Annotated in this window: 22 protein-coding genes and 1 tRNA gene; 13 read left to right on the forward strand and 10 right to left on the reverse strand. The window is 70.8% G+C overall.

Features of this window, described 5'->3' with window-relative positions; all coding sequences use genetic code 11:
• Positions 1-58: 58 nt before the first annotated feature.
• From GI374_RS07710 to GI374_RS07745, 8 genes are read left to right on the forward strand one after another with little or no spacing between them, the layout of a single operon-like run.
• The gene (locus GI374_RS07710; protein ID WP_154336444.1) at positions 59-859 is read left to right on the forward strand and encodes a hypothetical protein; all 801 of its coding nucleotides are present in this window, start codon (positions 59-61) and stop codon (positions 857-859) included.
• Entirely contained in the window at positions 856-2,070 is a 1,215-nt protein-coding gene (locus tag GI374_RS07715) for an aminotransferase (protein ID WP_154336445.1), read from the forward strand. Before GI374_RS07710 ends, GI374_RS07715 begins: the two co-directional genes overlap by 4 nt.
• A 33-nt stretch (positions 2,071-2,103) precedes the next feature.
• The gene (locus GI374_RS07720) at positions 2,104-3,942 is read left to right on the forward strand and encodes a peptidylprolyl isomerase (RefSeq protein ID WP_154336446.1); all 1,839 of its coding nucleotides are present in this window, start codon (positions 2,104-2,106) and stop codon (positions 3,940-3,942) included.
• Positions 3,942-5,444, forward strand: a complete 1,503-nt coding sequence (gene trpE, locus GI374_RS07725) for an anthranilate synthase component I (protein WP_154336447.1) — start codon at positions 3,942-3,944, stop codon at positions 5,442-5,444. Before GI374_RS07720 ends, trpE begins: the two co-directional genes overlap by 1 nt.
• A 53-nt stretch (positions 5,445-5,497) precedes the next feature.
• On the forward strand, positions 5,498-5,677 hold the full coding sequence (locus GI374_RS07730) for a hypothetical protein (protein ID WP_154336448.1): 180 nt from the start codon (positions 5,498-5,500) through the stop codon (positions 5,675-5,677).
• Between the two features lie 14 nt (positions 5,678-5,691).
• On the forward strand, positions 5,692-5,829 hold the full coding sequence (locus GI374_RS07735) for a hypothetical protein (RefSeq protein ID WP_154336449.1): 138 nt from the start codon (positions 5,692-5,694) through the stop codon (positions 5,827-5,829).
• 45 nt (positions 5,830-5,874) lie between these two features.
• Positions 5,875-6,051: a hypothetical protein gene (locus GI374_RS07740; RefSeq protein ID WP_154336450.1), complete on the forward strand. Its 177-nt coding sequence runs from the start codon at positions 5,875-5,877 to the stop codon at positions 6,049-6,051.
• A gap of 29 nt (positions 6,052-6,080) precedes the next feature.
• Positions 6,081-6,338: a hypothetical protein gene (locus tag GI374_RS07745; protein WP_154336451.1), complete on the forward strand. Its 258-nt coding sequence runs from the start codon at positions 6,081-6,083 to the stop codon at positions 6,336-6,338.
• Between the two features lie 7 nt (positions 6,339-6,345).
• On the opposite strand, the gene GI374_RS19770 is transcribed toward GI374_RS07745, so the two are convergent.
• From GI374_RS19770 to fabI, 4 genes are read right to left on the reverse strand one after another with little or no spacing between them, the layout of a single operon-like run.
• Positions 6,346-6,936 (reverse strand): aldehyde dehydrogenase family protein, encoded by a 591-nt coding sequence (locus GI374_RS19770; RefSeq protein ID WP_195759876.1) that lies wholly within the window; start codon positions 6,934-6,936, stop codon positions 6,346-6,348.
• Positions 6,933-7,451 carry a xanthine phosphoribosyltransferase gene (gene gpt, locus GI374_RS07755; RefSeq protein ID WP_154336453.1) on the reverse strand — a complete coding sequence of 173 codons (519 nt, stop codon included), beginning with the start codon at positions 7,449-7,451 and terminating at the stop codon, positions 6,933-6,935. Before gpt ends, GI374_RS19770 begins: the two co-directional genes overlap by 4 nt.
• 15 nt (positions 7,452-7,466) lie before the next feature.
• Entirely contained in the window at positions 7,467-8,081 is a 615-nt protein-coding gene (locus tag GI374_RS07760; protein WP_154336454.1) for a LysE family translocator, read from the reverse strand.
• A gap of 15 nt (positions 8,082-8,096) precedes the next feature.
• The gene (fabI, locus tag GI374_RS07765) at positions 8,097-8,903 is read right to left on the reverse strand and encodes an enoyl-ACP reductase FabI (RefSeq protein WP_370515223.1); all 807 of its coding nucleotides are present in this window, start codon (positions 8,901-8,903) and stop codon (positions 8,097-8,099) included.
• A 103-nt stretch (positions 8,904-9,006) separates the two neighbouring features.
• Between fabI and pdxH the strand changes: the two genes are divergently transcribed.
• The 5 genes from pdxH to GI374_RS07790 all read left to right on the forward strand — a co-directional run bounded on the left by pdxH (position 9,007) and on the right by GI374_RS07790 (position 11,583).
• Positions 9,007-9,669, forward strand: coding sequence for a pyridoxamine 5'-phosphate oxidase (gene pdxH, locus GI374_RS07770; protein ID WP_154336456.1), 663 nt, complete (start codon positions 9,007-9,009; stop codon positions 9,667-9,669).
• Positions 9,670-9,739: 70 nt separating this feature from the next.
• A complete protein-coding gene (locus GI374_RS07775; RefSeq protein ID WP_154336457.1) occupies positions 9,740-10,342 on the forward strand; it encodes a cold-shock protein in 603 nt (200 codons plus the stop codon).
• On the forward strand, positions 10,339-10,848 hold the full coding sequence (locus GI374_RS07780; protein WP_154336458.1) for a DUF192 domain-containing protein: 510 nt from the start codon (positions 10,339-10,341) through the stop codon (positions 10,846-10,848). The genes GI374_RS07775 and GI374_RS07780 overlap by 4 nt, the downstream gene beginning before the upstream one ends.
• Before the next feature lie 43 nt (positions 10,849-10,891).
• Positions 10,892-10,968: transfer RNA gene (locus GI374_RS07785), tRNA-Pro, on the forward strand.
• 111 nt (positions 10,969-11,079) lie between these two features.
• Complete coding sequence (locus GI374_RS07790) at positions 11,080-11,583, forward strand: ferritin-like domain-containing protein (RefSeq protein WP_154336459.1); 504 nt, start codon at positions 11,080-11,082, stop codon at positions 11,581-11,583.
• 345 nt (positions 11,584-11,928) lie between these two features.
• Here GI374_RS07790 and mnhG read toward each other — a convergent pair whose 3' ends face one another.
• Genes mnhG through GI374_RS07820 form a run of 6 tightly spaced genes read right to left on the reverse strand, consistent with a single transcriptional unit; the run spans position 11,929 to position 18,034 of the window.
• Positions 11,929-12,303: a monovalent cation/H(+) antiporter subunit G gene (mnhG, locus tag GI374_RS07795; protein ID WP_154336460.1), complete on the reverse strand. Its 375-nt coding sequence runs from the start codon at positions 12,301-12,303 to the stop codon at positions 11,929-11,931.
• On the reverse strand, positions 12,300-12,581 hold the full coding sequence (locus tag GI374_RS07800; RefSeq protein ID WP_154336461.1) for a K+/H+ antiporter subunit F: 282 nt from the start codon (positions 12,579-12,581) through the stop codon (positions 12,300-12,302). The genes mnhG and GI374_RS07800 overlap by 4 nt, the downstream gene beginning before the upstream one ends.
• A complete protein-coding gene (locus tag GI374_RS07805; protein WP_154336462.1) occupies positions 12,578-13,066 on the reverse strand; it encodes a Na+/H+ antiporter subunit E in 489 nt (162 codons plus the stop codon). Before GI374_RS07805 ends, GI374_RS07800 begins: the two co-directional genes overlap by 4 nt.
• The gene (locus tag GI374_RS07810) at positions 13,063-14,760 is read right to left on the reverse strand and encodes a monovalent cation/H+ antiporter subunit D (protein WP_154336463.1); all 1,698 of its coding nucleotides are present in this window, start codon (positions 14,758-14,760) and stop codon (positions 13,063-13,065) included. The genes GI374_RS07805 and GI374_RS07810 overlap by 4 nt, the downstream gene beginning before the upstream one ends.
• Entirely contained in the window at positions 14,757-15,101 is a 345-nt protein-coding gene (locus tag GI374_RS07815; RefSeq protein ID WP_154336464.1) for a Na+/H+ antiporter subunit C, read from the reverse strand. The genes GI374_RS07810 and GI374_RS07815 overlap by 4 nt, the downstream gene beginning before the upstream one ends.
• Complete coding sequence (locus tag GI374_RS07820) at positions 15,098-18,034, reverse strand: monovalent cation/H+ antiporter subunit A (RefSeq protein WP_154336465.1); 2,937 nt, start codon at positions 18,032-18,034, stop codon at positions 15,098-15,100. Before GI374_RS07820 ends, GI374_RS07815 begins: the two co-directional genes overlap by 4 nt.
• Positions 18,035-18,046: the final 12 nt, after the last annotated feature.

Genomic DNA, 18,046 nt, shown 5'->3' on the forward strand with positions numbered 1-18,046 from the left:
CGCTATAGATGTGCCGGAACGCGCCGGAGGGTCAACCCGGCGCCACCGGGAGGGCAGGATGGCGGGCGGCTTCGGCACGGGTCTGGTGCACGGGATCGTGCTGTGCGGCGCAACGCTTGCCGCGGTGTCGCTGGCAGCGCCGCAGCCGGAGCGGGCGGTGGCCGAAGCGGCGCCGGTGGGGGTCGTGGCGGAGTCCGAGGCGACCGCTGCGGAGAATGCAAGGCTGGTGGAGGCGGAGAGCGAGGCTGCGGAGGCTGTGCCAGCCGCGACCGAGGTCGTGGAGGCAGAGCCGCCAGACGCCGAGCCGGAGGCGGTCGCGCCGCCCGCCGCTCCCGAGACTGCGGCCGCCGATGCGGAGGCGGATGCCCCCGCGCCGGCGCCTGACACCGGAGCCGAGCCGTCGGAAGCCCCAGCAACCACTCCCGAGGCAACCACACCGACTGACGCCGCCGGTCAGGCAATCCAGCCAGAGACAACGGACAACGGCGCGGGAGCAGGCGATCCACCTGGCGAAGCTGTTGAGGACCTAACGGACGCACCGCAGGCCCCTGCCCCAGCGGCCGAGCCGGGCGAACCGTCCACGGCTTCGGACGTGGCACCGTCCACTCCGGCAGCCGCCACATCCTCGGCCTCGGAACCGAGGCTGACGACACCAGAGCCCGCCGTGTCTCCGACCGCAAACGAGCCTGCGACCTTCACCGATCCAACCGCAGCCGCAGAACCCCCGGCGCTCGCCCCAATCGACCGCCTCGCCCCGGCCCCCGGCGGCCTGCCCGAAGCGGCCCCCGTGCCGCGGGGCGGCCATCCCGCCCCCGACCTCGCCATCCCTGCCGACCTCGCGCGGCCCGCGGCCCGATGACGACCGCGCCGCTCAACCCCGCCCTCGCCGCGACCTTCCGCCCGCCGGTGATGGAGGCCCGCCGCTGGCTCGCGGCCACGCCGCCGGACCTGACGCGCCCCCTGCTCAACGTCAGCCAGGCCGCCCCGGTCGAGCCCCCGCCCGAGCCGCTGCGGCAGGCCATCGCCGAGGCCGCCCTCACCCGCCCCGAGGCGCATCTCTACGGCCCGGTCCTCGGCAACCCCGACCTGCGCGAGACCGTCGCCGCCGAGTGGTCGCGCGCCTATGCCGCCGACATCCGCCCCGCCAACGTCGCCATCTCGCAGGGCTGCAACCAGGCCTTCTGCGCCGCCATCGCCACGCTCGCCGGGCCGGGCGACGAGGTGATCCTGCCGGTGCCGTGGTATTTCAACCACAAGATGTGGCTCGACATGCAGGGGATCCGGGCGGTGCCGCTCGCCTGCGGGCCGGGCATGGTGCCCGAGGCCGAGGCAGCCGCGCGGCTCGTGACCGGCCGCACCCGCGCCATCGTGCTGGTGACGCCCAACAACCCCGCCGGGGCCGAATACCCGGCCGCGACGCTGTCCGCCTTCCACCGCCTCGCCCGCGCCCGCGGGCTGGCGCTGGTCCTCGACGAGACCTATCGCGACTTCGACAGCCGCAGCGGCGGCCCCGTCCACGACCTGCTCCGCGATCCCGACTGGGGCCGGGATGTGATCCAGCTCTACAGCTTCTCCAAGGCTTACCGCCTCACCGGCCACCGCGTCGGCGCGCTCGTCGCCTCCGAGGCGCGGCTGGTCGAGGTAGAGAAGTTCCTCGACACCGTCGCCATCTCGACCTCGCAACTGGGCCAGATCGGCGCCCTCTGGGGAATGCGGAACCTCGGCGACTGGCTCGCGGGCGAGCGGCGCGAGATTCTAGCGCGGGCGGAGGCCACGCGGCGGGTCATGGCGGCGCTGTCCGGCTGGCGCGTCAAGGGCTGCGGCGCCTATTTCGCCTGGGTGGAACACCCCTTCGCCGAGAGCGCGGCCGACCTCGCGCCCCGTCTCGTGCGCGATGCGGGCGTGTTGCTGCTGCCGGGCACGATGTTCATGCCCGTGGACGACCCCGCCGCCGCGCGCCATCTGCGCATCGCCTTCGCCAATATCGACGCGCAAGGCATCGAGGAACTCGGCCGCCGCCTCGCAACGGTGCCGGGCGCGAGGGTTGCCGCGGCGGGGGCCGCTGGCTAGGACGGCGGCGGAAACGAGGAAGGAACGGCAGGCATGGTCAGGCGCCGCGGAAAGTCGCTCATCAACTGGATCCTCGTGGGCCTGCTGCTGCTCGGCCTCGGCGGCTGGGGCGTCACCAGCTTCACCGGCGGCTCGCGCCAGGCGATCGGCAGCGTCGGCAGCGTGGACATCACCGCGGGCGAATACGCCCGCGCGCTCGGGGCCGAGATCGACGCCATCACCGCGCAGACCGGGGAGCGCCTGACGGGCGAGGAGGCGCGCGGCTTCGGGCTGCCGCAGGCCGTGCAGTCGCGGCTGATCGCCTCGGCCGCGCTCGAGGCGGAGGCGCGCGAGATCGGCCTCTCGGTCGGCGATGCGCGCGTGGCCGCGCAGATCATGCAGGCCCCGGCCTTCAGCGGCTTCGGCAGCTTCGACCCGGCGGTCTATGCCGACGTGCTGCGCCGCCAGGGAATGACCGTGGCGGATTTCGAGCAGAACCTGCGGATGGACGAGGCCGGGCAGTTGCTCCAGCAGGCCATCGCGGGCGGCGTCGCGGCCCCCACGGGCGCGGTCGAGGCAGCGACGGGCTGGCTGACCGAGACCCGCGACCTGTCCTGGATGGAGATCACCCCCGCGCTGCTGACCGAGGCCGTGGCGCCCCCCGACGAGGCCGCGCTGCAAGCCTGGTGGCAGGCCAACCCCGAGCGCTTCACCGCATCCGAGACCCGGACCATCACCTATGCCTGGGTGACCCCCGAGATGCTGGAGCCGACGGTGCAGCTGGACGAGGAGGCGCTGCGGCAGGTCTATGAGACCAACCGGGCCGAGTTCCAGCAGCCCGCGCGGCGCATGGTGGACCGGCTGGTCTATCCCTCCGCCGAGGCCGCGGCCGAGGCGAAGGCGCGGCTCGACGCGGGCGAGGTCGATTTCGACGGTCTCGTGGCCGAGCGCGGCCTCACCCGCGCCGACATCGACCTTGGCGAAGTCACCGAAGCCCAGCTTGGCGCGGCCGGTCCGGCGGTCTTCGCCGCGCCCGACAACGGCGTCATCGGACCGGTCGAGACCCCGCTCGGGCCGGCGCTGATCTCGATCAACGCGATTCTTGACCCGATCGACATCCCCTTCGAGGCCGCTCGCGACGACCTGCGCACCGAGGCCGCCGCCGACCGCGCGCGCCGCGACATCGTGGCCCTCGCCTCCGAGGTGAGCGACCATCTGGCCGGCGGCGCGACCCTCGAGCAGCTGGCCGAGGAGACGCCGATGGAACTCGGCACCATCGAATGGCAGGCCGATGCGGCGCCGGAGGCCGGCAGCATCGCGGCCTATCCCTCGTTCCGCACCGCCGCGGCGGCGGTGACCGAGGGGGACTATGCCGAGGCGATGGAGCTCGAGGACGGCGGCATCTTCGCCCTGCGCCTGGACGCGCTGACGCCGCCCGCGGTGATCCCCTTCGAGGAGGCTCGCGAGCAGGTGCTGGCCGACTGGACCGCCGCCGAGACGAAGAAGCGGCTGCTGGCCATCGGCGACGAGCTGCGCCTTGAGGCGATCAGCGCCCATGCTTTGCCCCAGGCGCAGCAGGCGACCGGCCTCGGCCGTGACGGGGTGATCGAGGGCCTGCCCGGCGCGGTCGTGACCCGCGCCTTCGCGCTCGACGAGCCTGGCGAGATCGCGCTCGTGGACGAGGGCGAGCGGGTGTTCCTCGTCATGCTCGACGCCATCCACGGCGCCGACGAGACCGCGCCCGAGACCGGCATGGTCCGCGCCGCGGTCGAGCGGACGCTCTCGCGCTCGATCGCCGAGGACGTGTTCACCTATCACACGCAGGCGCTGACGCAGGCGCACGGCCTGCGGCTGAACCCGCAGGTCGCGGCGGCGGTGGACGCGCAGCTCTGATGGAACTCGCGCCCGCCTTCGAGGCCTTCGAGGCGGCCTGGGCGCGGGGCCAGAACCAGCTCGTCACCGCGCGGCTCGCCGCCGACCTCGACACGCCGGTCAGCCTGATGCTGAAGCTGGCCGACGCCGGGCCGATGAGCGTGATGCTGGAGAGCGTGACCGGCGGCGAGGTCCGCGGCCGCTATTCCATCGTGGCGATGAAGCCCGATCTGGTCTGGCACTGCCGGGGCGAGACGGCCGAGATCAACCGCAACGCCCGCTGGGAGGACCGCTTCGAGGCGGACAGCCGGGCGCCGCTCGACAGCCTCCGCGCGCTGCTGGCCGAGAGCCGGATCGAGATGCCCGAGGGCATCCCGCCGGTCGCGGCGGGCCTCTTCGGCTATCTCGGCTACGACATGATCCGGCAGGTCGAGCACCTGCCCGACTGCCCGCCCGACACGCTGGGCGTGCCCGACGCAATGCTGATGCGGCCCTCGGTCGTGGCGGTGCTGGACGGGGTGAAAGGCGAGGTGACGCTCTGTGCGCCTGCATGGCACGATCCGGGCGTGCCCGCCCGGGCGGCCTACGCGCAGGCGGCCGAGCGGGTGATGGAGGCGCTCCGGTCGCTCGACCGGCTCCCGACCGAGCCGCGGATGCTGGGGGATCGCGCGGAACTCGGCGCGCCGCGGTCTAACTTCGCACGGGCGGATTATCTCGCGGCGGTGGAGACGGCCAAGGCCTACATCCGCGCCGGCGACATCTTCCAGGTCGTGCCCTCGCAACGCTGGGCGATGGATTTCCCGCTGCCGCCCTTCGCGCTCTACCGCAGCCTGCGCCGCACCAACCCCTCGCCCTTCATGTTCTACCTCAACCTCGGCGGCTTCCACATCGTCGGCGCCTCGCCCGAGATCCTCGTGCGGCTGCGCGACGGCGAGGTGACGATCCGCCCCATCGCCGGCACCCGCCCGCGCGGCGCGACCCCGGAGGAGGACCGCGCCCTTGAGGCGGAGCTTCTGGCCGACGAGAAGGAGCGGGCCGAGCACCTCATGCTGCTCGACCTCGGCCGCAACGACGTCGGCCGGGTGGCGAAGATCGGCACGGTGCGGCCGACCGAGAGCTTCGTGATCGAGCGCTACAGCCACGTCATGCATATCGTGTCGAACGTGGTGGGCGAGCTTCGCGGGGGCGAGGACGCGCTCTCGGCGCTACTGGCGGGGCTGCCGGCGGGGACCGTCTCGGGCGCGCCGAAGGTCCGGGCGATGGAGATCATCGACGAGCTGGAGCCGGAAAAGCGCGGCGTCTATGGCGGCGCGGTCGGCTATTTCGCGGCGAATGGCGAGATGGACATGTGCATCGCGCTCAGGACCGGGGTGGTGAAGCACGGCGTGCTGTATGTCCAGGCCGGCGGCGGCGTGGTGCTGGACAGCGACCCCGAGGCCGAGTTCGCCGAGACCGAGAACAAGGCGCGGGCGTTGATGCGCGCGGCCGAGGGCGCGGCGCGGTTCGTGCGGGGGAACGGGTAGCGCCGGAACCCCCACCGCACCCTGTCCGTTGATCCACGACAGGAGGACATCCCATGACCCGCATCAACCCCGCCCATGTGAACCCGCCGGAGGAGACCACCCCGGAGGAGGCCGAGCGCAACAAGCGCATCGAGGGCAAGAACCGCGCCGCGCGGGAGCGCAAGCAGCCCGATGACGTGCCGGGGACCGACAAGTCGGTCAATACGCCAGATCCCGGCAAGACCACCGCCTGAGCCCGGAGGACAGGATGGCCCGCAACCCGGTCCAGCCCGAGCGCGACCCGCGGGAACGCCGCCCGGAGGAGCCACGCGACGACCGCATTCCCGGCACCGAGGATGACGGTCCCAATCCATTGGACACGCCGCCGCGGATGCCGCCAGACTGAGGGGGCCAGAGGACGCGAGTCGCCCGCGCGAAGGAAGGGAGAGCCATGCACCAGAACCTGCGCGCCTACGAGATGGTCGAGACCAGTTCGCCTGACGAGATTTCCGCGATGAAGCAGCGGGCGCGCGTCGAGCACGCGCAGCGCCTGCGCCGCGAGAAGAAGGCGGCCGAGGCCTTGCGCGCAATGGCGGCGGCGAAGGAGCCTGCAGCCCCTCGCCGGTGAACCGATCCGCTCCGCCCGAGGGAACCGGCATGACGGTACCCGGCCGCGTGGCCGTCTGGTCCGTCCCCGCGCTGCTGGTCCTGCTCCCCGCCCTCCTGTCGGGCGTGGTTCCCGGCATGGACTGGGGCGCCGAGGACTACCTCGCCGCCCTCGCGCTCGGCGTCGCCTTTGTGCTTGCGGCGGAGGCGGTGCTACGACGCGCGCGGCGCACCATCAGGCGTGTTGCAGGTGTCGCCGCCTGCGTCCTCGTCCTGGCGGTCGTCTGGGGTGTCCTCGCGACCGCCTGAGCCGGGCTCAGAACGGGTAGTGCTGCGCCGGGTCCTCGATCGTGACCCAGCGGAGACTGGTGAACTCGGCGATCCCGGCCCCCCCGCCGAAGCGCCCGAAGCCTGAGCCTTTCACCCCGCCGAACGGCATCTGCGGCTCGTCATTCACGGTCGGGCCGTTGATATGGACGATGCCGCTCTCGATGCGCTCGGCCACCCTCATGGCGCGGCGCACATCCTGGCTGAAGACGGCGGCGGAGAGGCCGTATTCGGTGTCGTTGGCCACACGGACCGCCTCGTCCTCGTCGCGCACCCGGATGATCGGCTTGACCGGCCCGAAGGATTCCTCGGCATAGCCGGACTTCGCATCCATGATGTCGGCGGTGCGGTTGAGCAGCCTGCGCCGCTCGGTCGGGGGCGTCGCGGCCCAGGCGGGAAAGGCGGCCTCGGCCGCGGCCACCGCGGCGAGCGCATCGGCCACGCTCGCAGCGGCGGCCTTGCCGGCCGGCTGGCCGTTGGCGGGGTTCTCGCGCGCGGTAATGTGCCCACTGCTGGCCGGGCGGGCCTCGCCCTCGATGAGCAGTTCGGTCAGCCTTCCGTTCTCCGTCCTTGCAGTCAATCGCTGCCCCGGTAGGGCTCGACATATTGCAGCGCCATGTCCCAGGGGAAGAATATCCAAGTGTCCTGGCTCACCTCGGTCACATAGGTCTGGACCATCGGCTTGCCCTTGGGCTTGGCGTAGACGGTCGCGAAATGCGCCTTGGGATAGAGGCTGCGGACCAGCTCCAGCGTGCGGCCGCTGTCCACGAGGTCATCCACCACGAGAATCCCCTCGCCGTCGCCCATCAGCCCGGCGTCCGGGGCCTTCAGCACGCGAAGCTCGCCCTGCTCGCCCTTGAGGTAAGACTTCACGCTGATCGTGTCGATCGTGCGGATGTCGATCTCGCGCGCCACGATCATCGCCGGGACCATGCCGCCACGCGTGATCGCCACCACCGCGCGCCAGCTGCCGCCCTCGCCCGGCCCCTCGCCGTCGAGCCGCCAGGCGAGCGCGCGGGCGTCGCGGTGGAGCTGGTCCCAGCTGACATGAAAGCCCTTCTCATGCGGCAGGCGGTCGGGGCGGGGTCGGGCCATCGGGTGCTCCTTGTGTCAGTGGCGGAGGATCAGCGTCACGCCGAGGGCGCCGATCAGCCCCGCGGCGATGCGGTCGATCCAGGTCTTGGCGCCGAAATAGCGCCGCCGCATCGGGCCGGTGGACATCAGCAGCGTGACGAGAACGTAGAACACAAGCTCGCAGGTCAGCGACACGAGGTAGATCAGCGCCGGCCCGGCAAAGCCGTGAAGGCCGGGGAAGATCGACAGCAGCACCGCCCCGTAGAAGAGCGCGGGCTTGGGGTTCGACAGGTTCAGCGCCATGCCCGAGAGGAAACCCGGACCGCCCTGCACCGCCGCCAGGTCGGGCAGCGGATCGGCCGCGTGGCGCCACATCTTCCAGGCGACCCAGAGCAGGTAGACCCCGCCCGCGATCTTCATCAGAACGAGAAGCTGCGGCACCAGCCGGAACAGCACCGACAGCCCAAACAGCGCCAACAGTCCCCAGAGCGACGCGCCGAAGGCGAGGCCGAGGGCGAAGGGCATCGCCCGCTCGCGACCCCGTGACATGGCGGCCTGCGCGCAGGCGATGATGCCCGGCCCCGGCGACAGGATCGCAAGCGCGAGGGTGCCCGCAAACAGCGTCAGTTGCGCGAGGCTGATCGCGTCCATGTCAGTCGGGCCGCGTCACTCGTCCTTGCCGCCAGGCGCGGCGATGTCGGGCGCGTCCACGGCCTTCATGCCGACCACGTGATAGCCCGCATCGACGTGATGCACCTCGCCGGTCACGCCCGAGCCGAGGTCCGAGAGCAGGTAGAGCGCCGACTTGCCGACATCGGCCTGCGTCACGTTGCGGCGCAGCGGCGAGTTCAGCTCGTTCCACTTCATGATGTAGCGGAAATCGCCGATGCCCGACGCGGCCAGCGTCTTGATGGGCCCGGCGCTGATGGCGTTCACGCGGATCCCGTCCTTGCCGAGGTCCTCGGCCAGATAACGCACGCTCGCCTCGAGCGCCGCCTTGGCCACGCCCATCACGTTGTAATGCGGCATCACCCGCTCGGCCCCATAATAGGTGAGCGTCAGGATGCTGCCGCCCTCAGGCATCAGCGCGGCGGCGCGGCGGGTGACGGCGGCGAGGCTGTAGACCGAGATGTCCATCGTGATACGGAAGTTCTCGCGGCTCGTATCGGCGTAGCGGCCGCGCAGCTGCTCCTTGTCGGAATAGGCGATGCCGTGGACGATGAAGTCGAGGCCGCCCCACTCCTCCTGCAGCCGCGCGAACAGCGCGTCCATCGAGGCGTCGTCGCCGACGTCACAGGGCAGGACCAGCGGCACGCCCAGCGAGGCGGCCAGCGGCTCGACCCGCTTCTGCAGATGCTCGCCCACATAGGAGAAGGCCAGGGTCGCGCCCTCGGCCGCGAGGGCCTGCGCGATCCCCCAGGCGATCGAGCGCTCGTTGGCGACGCCCATGACGAGGCCGCGCTTGCCCTGCATCAGCGGGGTCCGTTGCCCGCCCCCCCCGTCGCTTGACATGCCCTGCCCTCGCTGATCCTTCAGGTTCGGCACGATTAGGCGAAAGGCCGGGAGGCATCAAGCAATGTCCGAACGCAGCGGGATTTTCGCGGGCGACGACCCGTTTGCGATTGCGCAGGCCTGGCTAACCGAGGCCGAGATCGCGGAGGTGAACGATCCCTCGGCCATGGCCCTCGCGACGGTGGATGCGGACGGCATGCCGAACGTCCGCATGGTGCTGCTGAAGGAGATCGAGCAGCCGCGCGGCGGGCGCGAGGGCGGCTTCGTCTTCTACACCAACTACGAGAGCGCGAAGACCATCGAGATCACCGCCACCGGCAAAGCCGCCTTCGTGCTGCACTGGAAGTCGCTGCGCCGCCAGGTCCGCGTGCGCGGGACCGTCACCCGCGAGGAAGGCCCGCAGGCCGACGCCTATTACGCCTCGCGCGCGCTCGAGAGCCGGATCGGCGCCTGGGCCTCGGACCAGAGCCGCCCGCTCGAGAGCCGCACCGCGCTGATGGCCCGCGTCGCGCGGGAGGGGCTGCGGCACGGGCTGGCCCCGTCGCGGCCGCCGCACTGGGGCGGGTTCCGCATCCGCCCGGTCGAGATCGAGTTCTGGGCCGATGGCGCCTTCCGGTTGCACGACCGGTTTCGCTGGTCGCGCGCTGCGGGCGACGCATCGGCGGAAGCTGGCGAGCGGGTCGACTCGGGTGCGGGCGCCTGGAGGATTCAGCGGCTTAACCCTTGAAACCCGGCCCCGCCTCCCGCAGAGCTTGAGAAATGTTACCGCCGAGTGACGATTGCAGCGGGTTGGGGAAATGGAAGCCGTCGGCGAGCCTTGTGAGATAACCGGGCAGATCAAGTGGTTTGACCCGGACAAGGGCTTCGGCTTCATCCTCGACGCCGCGGGCGGGCCCGACATCCTGCTGCACGCCAACGTCCTGCGGAACTTCGGCCAGAGCTCGGTTACCGATGGCGCCCGCATCCGCGCGACCGTGGTGCCGACCCGGCGCGGGCGGCAGGCGGTGGCGGTGCTGGAGATCACGGCGCCAGCCCCCGACGCGCAGCCCGCGATCGCCGATCTCGCGGGCTGTGATCAGGCGGCGCTTGCGCTGCTGCCCTGGCGTGCGGCGCGGGTGAAATGGTTCGACAAGGCCAAGGGCTTCGGCTTCGCCACCCTGTTCGGCGAGACCGGCGACGTGTTCCTGCATGTCGAGGTGCTGCGCCACGGCGGCTTCTCCGACCTCGCCGTGGGCGAGGCGGTGGCGCTGCGGGTGGTGAGCGGCCAGCGCGGGCCGATGGCGGCGCAAATCGGCGCCTGGGACCGCCCGGCGGCAACGGCCGGGGACGCTCCTCTGCCCGTGGCCGATGACGCCGCGCATCTGGACGGGCGCCCGCGCCTCGTGGCGGGATCGGCATGAGACGCCCGCTCTGCCTCGCGCTCGCGCTGCTCGCCGCCCCGGCCGCCGTCGCGGCGACGGAGCCCCCCGCAGCCGTCGCCTGCGCCGAGGATCGCGCGGTCTTCGCCCTGCCCGGTGGCGAGCGCATCGAGGTCGCGGTCGAACTCGCCGACACGCCCGAGACGCGTGCCCGCGGGCTGATGTTCCGCGAGCATCTCGACCCCGGCACCGGGATGCTCTTCATCTACGAGACGCCGCAGCCGGTCGCCTTCTGGATGCGCAACACGCTGATCCCGCTCGACATGGTCTTCATCGACGCGAGGGGCGAGGTGCGGCACGTCCATGAGGGCGCCGTCCCGCATGACGAGACCCCGGTGCCCGGCGCCCTGCCCGGCGACCCGGAGCCCGCGCGGCTGATGGTGCTGGAGGTCGCCGCCGGCGAGGCCGACCGCCTCGGCCTCGCGCCCGGCAGCCGCCTCGCCCATCCGCGCTTGCCGCAACAGGACGCCACCCTCCCCTGCGAATGAGGCTTCCGGCGCGGCGGCCCTTGGGCTAGAGCGGGACCCGGTCCGGGGCGTAGCGCAGCCTGGTAGCGCGACGGCTTTGGGTGCCGTAGGCCGCGAGTTCGAATCTCGCCGCCCCGACCATGCCGTCCCGTGCCCAACTATGTCAGCCCCGCCGAACCGCGCCACGCCCGGAGGGTTGCACTGCCGTAACGGCGGCCCGCGGCGGGCCGCCCCAAGCGACAGGAGCGACCCATGGCCGTCATCAGCCAGGACATCCAGACTCTCGACGAACTCTTCCTCCACACGCTGCAGGACGTCTATTACGCCGAGAACCAGATCCTGAAGGCGCTCCCGAAGATGAGCGCCAAGGCCTCCGATCCCGACCTCAAGGCCGCGTTCGACTCGCATCTGCACGAGACCGACGGTCATGTCCGCCGCCTCGAGCAGGTGTTCGGCATGCTGGGCCTCGCGCCCAGGGGCGTGGACTGCCCCGCGATGGACGGCATCATCCGCGAGGCCGACGAGATCGCGGCCGAGATCTCGGACAAGTCGGTCCTCGACGGCGCGCTCGCGGCCTCGGCACAGACGGTCGAACATTACGAGATCGCCCGTTACGGCACGCTGATCGCCTGGGCGCGCGAGCTCGGACGCGAGGACGCGGCCGCGGTGCTGCAGCAGAACCTCGACGAGGAATACGCCGCCGACCGGAAGCTCACCCAGATTGCCGAGGCTCGGGTCAACCGGCGGGCGCGATGACGGAGAGGGGGCGGGCGGATGGCCCGCCCGCCCCCCAATGGCGAAAATCCGCCGAGACAGAATGAATAAAATGCACAGGCTAAAAGGGCTTGAAATCAAATCTATTCTTTATCCGCCCGTGCAAGATTGAGGTAGCACACAACTCTGGACAGGCCTGCCTGTCCTTTCCGACAGGTTTGAAGAGCCTCATACGCGAGTAGCACCGCCTAGATACAACCTACCCGCTCAAGCCGTTGAATTAGCGACATTCCGCCGACGGCTTGGCGGGACTCCGCTCGCCTCTTCGAGACTGCCATGGACGCTGCGTCACGGGAAGGTGTGACAGCTGACGCGTCGAATCGGCCGTCAGGGAACCGGCTGCTCGTCCTCGCGCATCGGCTTGGCCGGCCGCCCGCTCGGCGGCGCCTTGCCCGGATCGCGGCGATAGGCCGCACGGCCGAGGAGCAGCAGCGCGATCGGCATGGTCACCATCACGAAGACGCCGATCGCCAGCTCGTGGACGACCAGCCGGCTGCCGAGCGAACTGAAGATCAGCGCCGATGCGATGATCGTCGAGGCGGTGCCCCAGCTGGTGCCGAGGGTGGGCGCGTGCAGCCGCTCGTAGAAGCTGCGCAGCCGCACGAGGCCGAGGTTGCCGATCACCGTCAGCGTGGCGCCGATGATCAGCAGTACGGCCGCGATCAGCGCGATGGCGGGGTGGAGGCTGTCGAGATGTGTCATTCGATCACCTCGCCGCGCAGCAGGAACTTGCCCAGCGCCGCGGTGGTGGCGAAGCCGAGGATGGCGATGACCGCCGCCGCCTCGAAGAAGAACGGGCTGCCGCTGCGGATGCCGATGACCAGCGTCAGCAGCATGATGTTCATGTAGAGCGTGTCGATCCCGAGGACGCGGTCATGCGCCCGCGGGCCGCGGATCAGCCGCCAGCTCGCCAGCACCGAGCCGAGGCCGAGGGCGACCGACGCGTAGTCGAGCGCGAAGACGAGCAAGGCATGGATCATTCGAATGTCTCCCGCAGCAGCCGCTCGTAACGCCCCTTGATGATGCCGCGCCATTCCTCCGGCGAGGTGAGGTCGAGGACGTGGAGCAGAAGCCGGTTTTGCACCGGATCATAGTCGATCCAGGCGGTTCCGGGCGTCGAGGTCACGATGATCGCCAGCAGCGCGAGGGCGTTCGGATCGCGCAGCTCGAGGTCGAGGTCGAGAAAACCGGACCGCTGCGAGGCCGAGTCCGGCCCGGCGAGGATCACCTGCGCCACGCCGATGTTGGACTTGATGATGTCCACGAAGACGACGCCGATGAGGCGGATGAAGGGCCGCCAGCGGCGGATCGGGCTCAGCGGTAGCTCCAGCGGGCGCATCGCGAGGGTCGCGAGCCAGGCGATCAGGACGCCGAGGATCAGGTGGCCGATGCTGAAGCCGGCCAGCACCAGCCACAGCACCACGAGGCCGAGGGAGATCAGCGGGCGGCGCAGAAGCTCGTTCATGGCGCCACGTCCCGGCTGTCATCCTCGGGCGCGGCGGCGGGATCGACCGGGCGCACGGCCATCACCGTGGCCGCGTAGCGCCCCTCGAGCAGCCCGTCCGCGGCCGTCAGCGTCAGCGTCATCGCCCGGTCGGCCAGCAGCGTCATCATCAACAGCCCGGCCAGCAGGATCGCCACGGGCGCGATCTCCAGCACGAGGATCCGCGGGCGATCCTCGATCGCGACCCAGAACCGCGCCATGCCGAAGCGCAGCAGCGCCAGCAGCACCGCGAAGCCCGAGGCGAAGAGGACGAACACGAAGATCCACGCCACCGGCGGCACGCTCGTCGCCTCGCTCGCGCCGCCGATCAGGCCCGAGACCATCGCGAACTTGCCGATGAAGCCCGCGAAGGGCGGAATCCCCGCCAGCACGGCGGCGAGGGCGGCGAACAGCGTCCCGACCGTCACCAGCGATCCCGGCAACGCCACCGCCGGGGCGTCGTCGTCCTCGACCGCGCCGAGGCCCATCGGCCCCCATTCCAGCTCCTCGGCCGCGGCGATGCGGGCGGCGTCCTCGGCCTCCTCGCGCGCGGCATCCTCGGGATCGGCCTCGTTGCTGCGTGTCACCATCTCGTCGATCAGGAACAGCGCGCTCACCGCCATGGTCGATCCGGCGAGATAGAAGAGCGCGCCGCCCAGCATCCGCGGCCCGCCGCCCAGCAGCGCCACCCCGGTCGCCGCGATCAGCGTTCCCGACGAGATCAGCGCGATATGGCCCGCCTTGCGCGCCAGCCCGTCCACCGCCAGCACCCCCGCCGCGCCATAGACCATGGTCGCCATGCCGAAGGTCAGCAGGACCGGCCCGCCGAATCCCGCCGAGGCCCCGCCCTGCGGCGCGAAGAACAGCAGCGCCAGCCGCAGGACCGCATAGACGCCCACTTTCGACATCAGCGCCAGGATCGCCGCCACCGGGGGCGATGCCGCGGTATAGGTCCGCGGCAGCCAGAAGCAGAGCGGCCAGATCGCCGCCTTGGTCACGAAGGCCATGCCGAGGATCGCGGCGCCCACATGGAACAGCGGCCGCTCGGCCGTGGTCAGGTGCGGGACCAGCTGCGACAGCTCGGCCATGTTCAGCGTGCCGGTCACGCCGTAGATCAGCGCGACGCCGATCAGGAACATCAGCGAGGCGGTCAGGTTGATGGCGATGTAGTGCAGCCCTGCGCGAATGCGCGCCGCGCCCGAGCCGTGCAGGACGAGGCCGTAGGAGGCCGCGAGCATCACCTCGAAGAACACGAACAGGTTGAAGATGTCGCCGGTCAGGAAGGCGCCGTTCATGCCGAAGAGCAGGAACTGGAACAGCGAGTGGAAATGCTGCCCCTTCCCCTGCCAGCCGGCGGCGGCATAGATCAGCGCCGGCAACGCCAGGAACGCCGTCAGCATCACCATCATGGCCGAGAGCCGGTCGAGGACCAGCACGATCCCCATCGGCACCGGCCAGTTGCCGAGCAGGTAGACGCGCAGCAGCGCGTCCTCGCCCGCGCGGCCCAGCAGTTGCCAGGAAACCGCCCCCATCGCCAGCACCGAGATGAGGCCGAGGCCGAACTTCATCCAGCGGCGGCGGTCGTCGTAGAACAGCATGAACGCGCCCGCGATCAGCGGGATCAGCAGTGGCGCGATCAGCAGATGCTCGGGGGTGAGCTGGACGGAACGGATCATGGCCGACGCTCCCGGCCGTCGACGTGGTCAGTGCCGGTGGCGCCGCGGGCGGCGAGCAGCACGACCAGAAACAGCGCCGTGGTGGCGAAGCTGATGACGATCGCGGTCAGCACCAGCGCCTGCGGCACCGGGTCGGCATAGGCGGAAGGATCGACGAAGCCCGCCTTCTGCATCACCGGCGGCGCGCCGACGACCGGGCGGCCGACGCCGAAGATGAACAGGTTGACCCCGTAGGACAGCAGCTGCAGCCCGCAGATCACCTGAAAGGTCCGCGGCCGGAGCAGCAGCCACAGGCCCGAGCCGATGAGGACGCCGATGGCGAGGGCGAGGATCAGGGTCATGCCGCCGGCTCCGCCTCCTGCTTCGCGGCGGCCCGCGCGGCGGCGATATCGGCCGCCTGGGCGGCCGCGATGTCGGCCGGCGGGCGCGAGCGGTGGCCGCCGACGCGCAGCGACTGGTGGGCGATGGAGATCACGATCAGCGTCACCGACCCCAGCACCACCGCGAAGACCCCGAGGTCGAAGACCATCGCCGTCGCCGCCGGCACCCGGCCGACGATGGGGAAGGTGACGTATTGCGCATGCGCGGTCAGGAACGGGTAGCCGAACAGCCACGAGCCGCAGCCGACCACCGCCGCGAGGCAGACGCCGAAAGCGATCCAGCGGATCGGCAGCACGACCATGCGCGCCTCGATCCAGCGCACGTCGGTGGCGATGTATTGCAGCGTCAGCCCGATGGCGAGGGTCACGCCCGCCGCAAAGCCGCCACCCGGCAGGTCATGCCCGCGCAGGAAGAAATAGGCCGCGAGCATCACCGTCACCGGGAACATCCAGCGCATCAGCAGCGCCGGGACGAAGATCATGTCCTCGAGGCTGACATCGCCCTCCTGCGGCTTGGGCGGATGCGCGCTCTCGGGCGCCGGGCGGAAGCGGCGCAGCAACGCGAAGACGGTCAGCGCGACGATCCCGAGGACGACGATCTCGCCCAGCGTGTCGAAGGCGCGGAAGTCGGTCAGGATCACGTTGACGACGTTGGTCCCGCCGCCCTCGCCATAGGCGTTCCTGAGGAACCAGTCGCCGACGCTCGGGACTGATGGCGCGGCCATCACGGCGTAGGAGATCGCGGCCATGCCGCCGCCGCCGATGATCGCGATCACCAGATCGCGGCTGCGCCGCGCGCGCGAGGGCCAGTCGTTGTCGCCGGGGATGTCGGCGTTCCTCTGCGGCAGCCAGCGCAAGCCCAGCAGCAGCAGGATCGTGGTCGTGATCTCGACCACCAGCTGCGTCACCGCGAGGTCGGGGGCCGAGAGCCAAGCGAAGCTCATCACCGTCATCAGCCCGACCCCGCTCAGCATGACGAGCGCGGCGAAGCGGTGATACTTGGCCTGCCAGGCGGTGCCCACGGCGCAAAGCGCGCCCAACCCCCAGAGCATCGCGAAGACGCTCTCCGGCAGGCCGAAGACCGGGCTCGAAGGCCACCAGACGGTGCCGGGAATGACCGCCACCGCGGCAGCGATGGCTATCAGCACCACCGCGAGCAGCTGCCCCTGGAGGCTGGTCGCGGTGGTCAGCGCATGCAGCCGCCGCGGCATGGTGACGGTCACGGCCTGGATCACCCATTCATAGGCCAGCAGCGCCTCGAACCGCCCGGGCCCGGCCTCGTCGCCGGCCCGGCTGTTCAGCCACGAGCGGCCGAGGACATAGATCAGCGTCCCGGCGATGAAGGCCGCGAGGCTCATCATCAGCGGCACGTTGAACCCGTGCCAGAGCTTGAGGCTGAACTCGGGCGTGGCCTCGCCCAGCACGGCAAGCGCGGCATCGCGCAGCACGCCGCCCAGGAGCAACTGCGGGAAGATGCCGACGCCGAGGCAGATCAGCACCAGCAGCTCCAGCGGCCGGCGCATCGCGGCGGGCGGCTCGTGCGGGGGCATCTTCGGCAGGTCCGTGGCCCTGGGGCCGAAGAAGACCGTGTGGATGAAGCGCAGCGAATAGGCGACCGAGAACATGCTGGCGAAGGTGGCGATATAGGGCAGCGCCGCGTCGAGCAGGCTGTCGTTGTTCCAGGCCGTCGCGGCCTCGAAGAACATCTCCTTGGACAGGAAGCCGTTGAGCAGCGGCACCCCGGCCATGGCGGCGGCCGCGACCACCGCCAGGACCGTCGTCTCCGGCATCCAGTGGCGCAGCCCCGAGAGGCGGCGCATGTCGCGAGTGCCGGTCTCGTGGTCGACGATCCCCGCGGCCATGAAGAGCGAGGCCTTGAAGACGGCATGGTTCACGATGTGGAAGATCGCCGCGACGATCGCGGCCGGACTGCCGATCCCCGCAAGCGCCGTGATCAGCCCCAGATGGCTGATGGTGGAATAGGCCAGCAGGCCCTTCAGGTCCTGCTTGATCAGCGCCACGATGCCGCCGAGGGTCATGGTGATCATGCCAGTGCCGACGACGACAATGAACCACGGCTCGGTGCCGCCGAGGACCGGGAAGAAGCGCACCAGCAGGAAGACGCCCGCCTTCACCATGGTCGCCGAATGCAGATAGGCCGAGACCGGCGTCGGCGCCGCCATCGCGTTCGGCAGCCAGAAGTGGAACGGCACCTGCGCCGACTTGGTGAAGGCGGCCAGGAGCGTCAGCGTCAGGATCGTCGGGTAGAGCGGGTGCGCCTGCACCTGCGCGCCGGAGGCGAGCACCACGTCGAGTTCGTAGCTGCCCGCGACATGGCCGAGCATCAGCATGGCGACGAGCAGGCAGAGGCCGCCGGCAACGGTGACGCTCAGCGCCACGCGGGCGCCGCGCCGCGCCTCCGGCCTCTGGTGCCAGTAGGAAATCAGCAGGAACGAGACCACGCTGGTCAGTTCCCAGGACACCGCCAGCAGGATGATATTGCCTGACATCAGGACGCCCGACATGGCGCCGGTGAAGGCCAGGATCAGGGCATAGAAGCGCGAGAAGGCCTCCTGCGGGCCCATGTAGTAGCGCGCATAGATCACCACCATCAGCCCGATCCCGGCGACGATGACCATCATCAGCCAGGAGAAGCCGTCGATGCGGAAGCGCAGGTTCAGGCCGAGGCTGTCGAGCCAGCGGACGCTGGATGCGACGGTGCCGCCCTCCGCGACCCAGCCTTGCAGCGCGAAGAGGACGCCCAGCATGGCGAGCATCGTCATCGCAGCGGCGGCGGCGAGGGCGTCGCGGGCCTCGTCGGGCATGGTCGCCGCCAGCACCGCGCCGAGGAATGGCAGGACGACCAGCAGCGTTAGGAGGTTCTCGGCGATCATTCCGGTCGTCGT

This window comes from Paracoccus sp. S-4012 (assembly GCF_009674885.1).
Classification (GTDB): domain Bacteria; phylum Pseudomonadota; class Alphaproteobacteria; order Rhodobacterales; family Rhodobacteraceae; genus Paracoccus.